The sequence below is a fragment of the Gluconacetobacter sp. genome (assembly GCF_047721585.1).
In the GTDB taxonomy this organism is placed as follows: domain Bacteria; phylum Pseudomonadota; class Alphaproteobacteria; order Acetobacterales; family Acetobacteraceae; genus Gluconacetobacter; species Gluconacetobacter dulcium.
Window position 1 is genome coordinate 1 of the sequence record NZ_JBDNXE010000182.1, and the last position, 5,829, is coordinate 5,829.

4 protein-coding genes are annotated in these 5,829 nt (G+C 53.5%); all 4 read left to right on the forward strand.

What is annotated here, in order from left to right:
* Positions 1-967: type II restriction endonuclease (locus tag ABF821_RS19505; protein ID WP_415531282.1), on the forward strand; the 967-nt coding region annotated here is incomplete at its 5' end.
* A 192-nt stretch (positions 968-1,159) separates the two neighbouring features.
* Positions 1,160-2,956: a DUF262 domain-containing protein gene (locus tag ABF821_RS19510; RefSeq protein ID WP_415531283.1), complete on the forward strand. Its 1,797-nt coding sequence runs from the start codon at positions 1,160-1,162 to the stop codon at positions 2,954-2,956.
* Positions 2,957-3,175: 219 nt separating this feature from the next.
* Complete coding sequence (locus ABF821_RS19515; protein WP_415531284.1) at positions 3,176-4,027, forward strand: hypothetical protein; 852 nt, start codon at positions 3,176-3,178, stop codon at positions 4,025-4,027.
* Between the two features lie 2 nt (positions 4,028-4,029).
* Entirely contained in the window at positions 4,030-5,472 is a 1,443-nt protein-coding gene (locus tag ABF821_RS19520) for a hypothetical protein (protein WP_415531285.1), read from the forward strand.
* The last annotated feature ends 357 nt before the right edge of the window (positions 5,473-5,829 follow it).

The window sequence follows — 5,829 nt, forward strand, 5'->3', positions numbered from 1 at the left end:
GCAGCTTCTCGATACCTGTCTGTGCTGCAATACCGAAGAGCATGTGGTCTCGGCTATTCACGCGATTGACGCCCGCAAGATAAAGGGACTGGGGCCAGCCGTCGCCAATCTGCTGTATTTCCTGCATCCGACGATCATGCCACCTTTCAATACGGCGATCGTGAACGGCTACAACGCCTTGACCGGATCAAAGGTGAAGCTGGGGCGATGGGAGGAATATCTTGCCATGCGGCAGGGCATCCTGAAGCTGAATACGACCTATCGTTCGCCGCTGTCCAATGATCTGGGCGCTATCGGAGGACTGCTGTTTGACCTCGGAAGCGGACGCTATTCGGCGCCGCCTCTCGAGGATGATGAAACAGCGCGGAAACTCTGGGAAGCCGATCTTCACCAGGTGAGGGAGCAGAGCGCAAAAGAAGCGCGGATCCTCGCAGCGGAGAGGGAAACGGATCATACCCATACCGAGATTCAGGGCTGGCTTCGCGATCTGGGACATTCACTGGGTTACGATGTCTGGATTGCCGCCAATGATCGCAGTCGTCCATGGCAGGACGGCAAGCTGGGGGATGGCTGTCTGTCCGTGTTGCCTGGGTTCACGACGGAAACGCAAGGGGTGGAATCCGTGCGTCTGATCGATGTTTTGTGGCTGGACCGGGAAAGCCACAGGATCGTTGCAGCATTCGAGGTCGAGCATTCAACGACCATCTATTCCGGCATCGTGCGGATGTTGGATCTTGCTCTCGGGTCAGAGGCGCAGGCTCTGGATGGACTGTTTCTTGTCGCGCCGGACAAGCGGGAAGCCGATGTGCGGGAACAGTTGAGGCGGCCGGCCTTCAGCAGGATTGCCGATCTGAAAGTCCGGTATCTACCTTATGGGGCGCTTGAGAAAGATCGCGAGGCAATTGGGCGCTTTGGTCATGGGATGAAGCCTATCCAAGCCATATCTCATCTTCTCACTCCAGCATGATGTTAATGGCAGGAATGGCGGGTAAGCGGAAGGTCCGCTGTCTAAACGGTATGATTAGAAAAGTGACCATAAATTATACCGCCGACTGTTCACTTTGTCGTCGTAATTTATCCAAATTTTGTCGTGCAGAAATTGACGTTGCGCGTGCATGTCAACGCAGTAATTTTACTCTCGAACTGAAGGAGATAGGACGTGTACAAGCCTGGTGGCACGATCGCAGAGGCGCTCAACCGTATTCACAAAAAGCAATACGTGCTTCCTGCGATTCAACGAGAGTTCGTTTGGAAACCTCAGCAAATTGAGCGCCTCTTCGACAGTCTCATGCAGGGCTATCCGTTCGGTACCTTCCTTTTTTGGCATGTAGAGCCCACGACTAGTGGCAAGTTCAAGTTTTATGATTTTGTTTTGAACTATCATCAACGTGATGCCGCTCATTGCCCCGAACTCGCGATACAGCATAACCAGGCGGTTACAGCAGTCTTAGATGGCCAACAGCGTTTGACAGCACTCAATATCGGCCTACGAGGTTCGATGGCGATGAAGATACCCTATAAGTGGTGGAATAGTCCGGAAGCATTTCCTCGCAAAACCCTATGTCTTAATCTGCTGGCATCTACCGAGTCGAATGAAGACGGTGCAAGGTATGATTTTCGCTTCCTTGATGATGAGCAGATTCAACGCATAGATGACGCCTTGTGGTTCAAAGTACCGGGTGTCCTTGGTATGCAGGCCGGCCCGGAGATGCTTTCTTGGCTAACTAAACACGGTTTACAAGGCGACATGCTTAACCGAGCCTTCGACATCCTCCATACGCTGCATAATGTTGTCCATAACAAACCTCTAATTAATTATTATGAAGAAGAGGCGCAGGATATTGAGCGTGTCCTTAATATTTTTATCCGCCTCAATTCAGGCGGCACTGTGCTTTCTTACTCCGACTTATTGCTTAGTGTTGCGGTAGCCCAATGGAAACAGCTCGACGCCAGGGCCGAAATCCATCGCCTTGTCGACGAACTCAATAAGATTGGCACTGGCTTTACCCTGAGTCAGGACTTTGTGCTAAAGGCAGGACTGATGCTTGCTGGCATCAGCAGTGTCGGATTTAAAGTCGAAAACTTTACCGCAGAAAATATGGCCCTGCTCGAGGCGAATTGGCCCGACGTTCGTACAGCTCTTCTTCGTACGGTAGAACTCGCAGCAAGTTTCGGGATGAATGGGCAGACGCTACGTGCAGACAGCGCGTTACTTCCAATCGCTTATTATCTCTACCACCGGAAGGTTCCGGCAAACTACGTCACCGCTGGTCAGTTTTATCATGATCGAGAAACGATTCGACAATGGTTGATCCGCTCGTTACTTAAGGCTTCTGGCATATGGGGAAGCGGTCTTGACACGCTACTGACTGCTTTGCGCGAAGCGATCAAACAATCCAATTCAGACATTTTTCCAGTGATAACGCTGATGGATGTCATGCGAGCTCGAGGAAAGTCACTCCGCTTTGATCCTGTAGAGATAGAGGATATGCTGGAGATAACCTACGGCGATAAACGAATTTTTCCTTTGCTTTCGCTGCTATTCTCCTTTGTGGATTTGCGCAATCAATTTCACATAGATCATATCTTTCCCATTTCGCGTTTTTCTAAAGGAAAGCTGCGACAGGCGGGCATTCCACCAGAACAGCAAGACGAACTTTATAAGAAAGCTAATTCCCTTCCGAACCTTCAACTTCTCGAAGGGGCGGCTAACATCGAAAAACAAGCAGCTCTTCCCGCTGAGTGGCTTCGAGATCGCTTCAGAAGCGAGGATGGAGCGCTTAACTATCAGTCGATCCATGAACTCGGGCAACTTCCGACAGATATTCACGGATTCGAAGCTTTCTACGCAGTTCGCCGCGCCGCGTTGCAAGACAAACTGCTGAAGCTTCTCGTTGATGAGGAACCTCCCGCCAATCCGATAGGTGCTGGGTCTTCTAAAGCAGCGGTCGGATGAGTAAGCATTCTCAACATGACAAGTAAGGTGCTTTCGGACATCTGGAAACCGCTATTGAACAACTAAATTGAAGGCAAGCCGCCGCCTCTCAGCTAAGCCCACAGCAGATAGGCTGCTTGGGCGGACTGCTGTCTGTCTGCTTTTAACCAAAAGCAAGCCAGAACAGACCTTTCCTTATAGGGCTTGGGTACGATTGCGATATCATCAGGAGTAACAAAGATGTTCAATAGTGCGATGAAAGAAGAGGCTATCACAGCCCTAAAAGTTGCCCAGGCCAAGCATGAATCTGGTGCCAAGGTTGTCAGTGAAGCCTCGGCCAGACTGTTCGAACTACGCCGGTCCAGCAGTGAGCAGATCATCACTCAAGTCGAGGGCTATATAAACGCCCTCGCCAATAACCCCAAGGAATTCGACAAGACGTTTTCCGAATACCGGGCCGAGTTCAAGACCTTCAACGAGATCATTGCCGCAATCGAGAAAGACGCCGCCAAGGTCAACACCCGGGCAGGCACCGGCGCGGCCGCAGGCGTGGCTACCGGCGTGGGCGTCGCAGCTTTCGCTCCAGGCGCGGCCATGGTTATTGCCACCACGTTTGGTACCGCCAGCACCGGCACTGCCATCTCGACTCTGTCCGGAGTTGCTGCAACCAACGCTGCGCTGGCCTGGATAGGGGGCGGGGCCTTGGCGACTGGTGGCGGTGGTATGGTTGCCGGTGAGGCGTTCCTTGCCTTGGCAGGGCCAGTCGGTTGGGCCATTGGAGGCACCGCCCTGGTGGCAGCCGGTTTGTTCGCTCGCAGCCGTAACCGCGCGATTGCCGAGGACGCTGCCGCCGAAACCAAGAAAATCCGGGCGCACATTTCTGCCCTCTCCGCCGCCAAGCTGGAAATCAGTCGCCTGTTAAATCTGACCGAACGCCATGTGGACGGTGTCACCTTGATGCTGGCTCAACTCAAGGAACGGGCACCAGAGGATTACCTCGCGTTCAGCACCGTCCAGAAGGAATGGCTGGCTGCACTCATCAACCACGTCCACTCGCTGTCCGTACTACTGAACAAGAAGGTGCAAGCATAAACGTGGAGACTTTCGAGACTCGCGGCCGCCGCCTCGTTCAGGATCAGGCCGCCGGCGTCGTCATCCAGGCTATCAATGAGGCCCGGATTCACGATGAAATCATCAAAGTGGCTGCGCAGGATGCCGCGTTCGAAACCGCAGTGGAGCAGATCAACAAGGTACGCGCCTTTCTCTCTCAGCCCCAGAACATCCTGGGAAGCATGATGACCAAGCACGGCGAAATTGCCGAGCAGGTCGAAGTCGGCATCCGCAACGCCCGCCAGGCCCTGGCTCAGGAAACCATGACAGCCTCCGTCGATGGGGTCGGCCGTACCGATGTCGTCGATTACTTCATCAACGGAGTGGCCGTACAGTCAAAGTTCATCAACGGCATCGGTAATAATCTCCGGCACGTTCTTGGACATCTGGATAAATATCCGGGTTTTACCGACAACGGGTCCCACTACATGATTCCCAAGGACACCTATACAGCTATCCAGACCCTGCTGAATGGTGGCCATATCGAGGGCATGAAGGCGTCGACCGAAGAGAGCATTAGGGCTCTGGTGAAGCATATCGAGGAACAGACAGGGAAACCCTTCTCTGACGCTGTGCAATCCTCTGTGGTAGATTATCCCGGCGTTCAGGTGAATGTGGTCGGAACGACCTTGGACAACGAGCAGCAGGACCTCATCAACAAGAACGAGGAACTGAAGGACAAGGTCATCGACGACCATAAGCCGTCACTCCAAGAAGCTGCTCAGGCCGCTCTCGTGGGCGGGGCTATCGGCGGTTCCCTGTCCTTGGCAGTTGGCCTCTATGCCAAGTACAAGGCGGGCAAGAACGTCTTCAGGGGCGACTTCACTACGGCGGACTGGCAAGAGGTCGGCCTCGACACAGCCACGGGCGCAGCCGGGGGGGCTGTGGCGGCAGGATCCATTTACCTGATGACCAATTATGCTGGCATGGCCGCCCCGTTCGCCTCTGCGGTCGTGAGCGCGGTCAAGGGCATAGCTTCTCTGGCAGAGGATTATTGCAAGGGCGACATCCCCTTCGACGAGTTCGTCGACCTAGGCATGATCGTCTGTGCGGAATCTGCTATCGTAGGCGTTTCTACTGCTGCGGGTCAGGCACTGATCCCGATCCCTGTCCTCGGAGCTGTCATCGGTAGCTTGGCGGGCAAGATGGTCGCTGAGTTCACTACTGGGCAAAATGCAAAGGTCACCCAGCGCCTGATGGACGACATGGCAGCATTCGAGTCCAAGCTAGATGACAAGTTGAAGATGGTCCTAGCGACGATAACAGCCGAATTCGATCGCCTAAACAAGTTGACCGATGCTGCCTTTGATTTCCGGCTCAACACTAACTTGGTCGATCGCAGTGTGGATCTGGCAATGGCCTACGGCGTAAAGGTGGATAAGATCATCGTAGACGAGGTTGTATTAGACAAGTTCATGCTAGCGTAAGTGACGAGGTCACGTCCCTTGAACTTACTGTAGAGCGGGAACTCAAACAGGGCTTTGTTCCGAATTTCCCTCCCCGATGTTTCCACTCGCTTATGTCCGCTTTGCGAGAATCTGTTCGGGAGCGCAGATGTTCGACACGCGGCGTAAGCGGACATGGCTTCGAATAAATAAATCCTCCGTTTGACGAGGGCAGGGACTCATTAATTTCAGTAAGGGATCAGGCACAGGCATGGAAAAGTGTATCGAAACAGCCTGTTAATCCCGCTTTGTTCTTATCTTGCGATTGTAGCAATTTGAGAGCTAATCCTGCCCCCGCAATACCCGATACCGACACTCCCGAAGCCCTGGCTCCGGGAG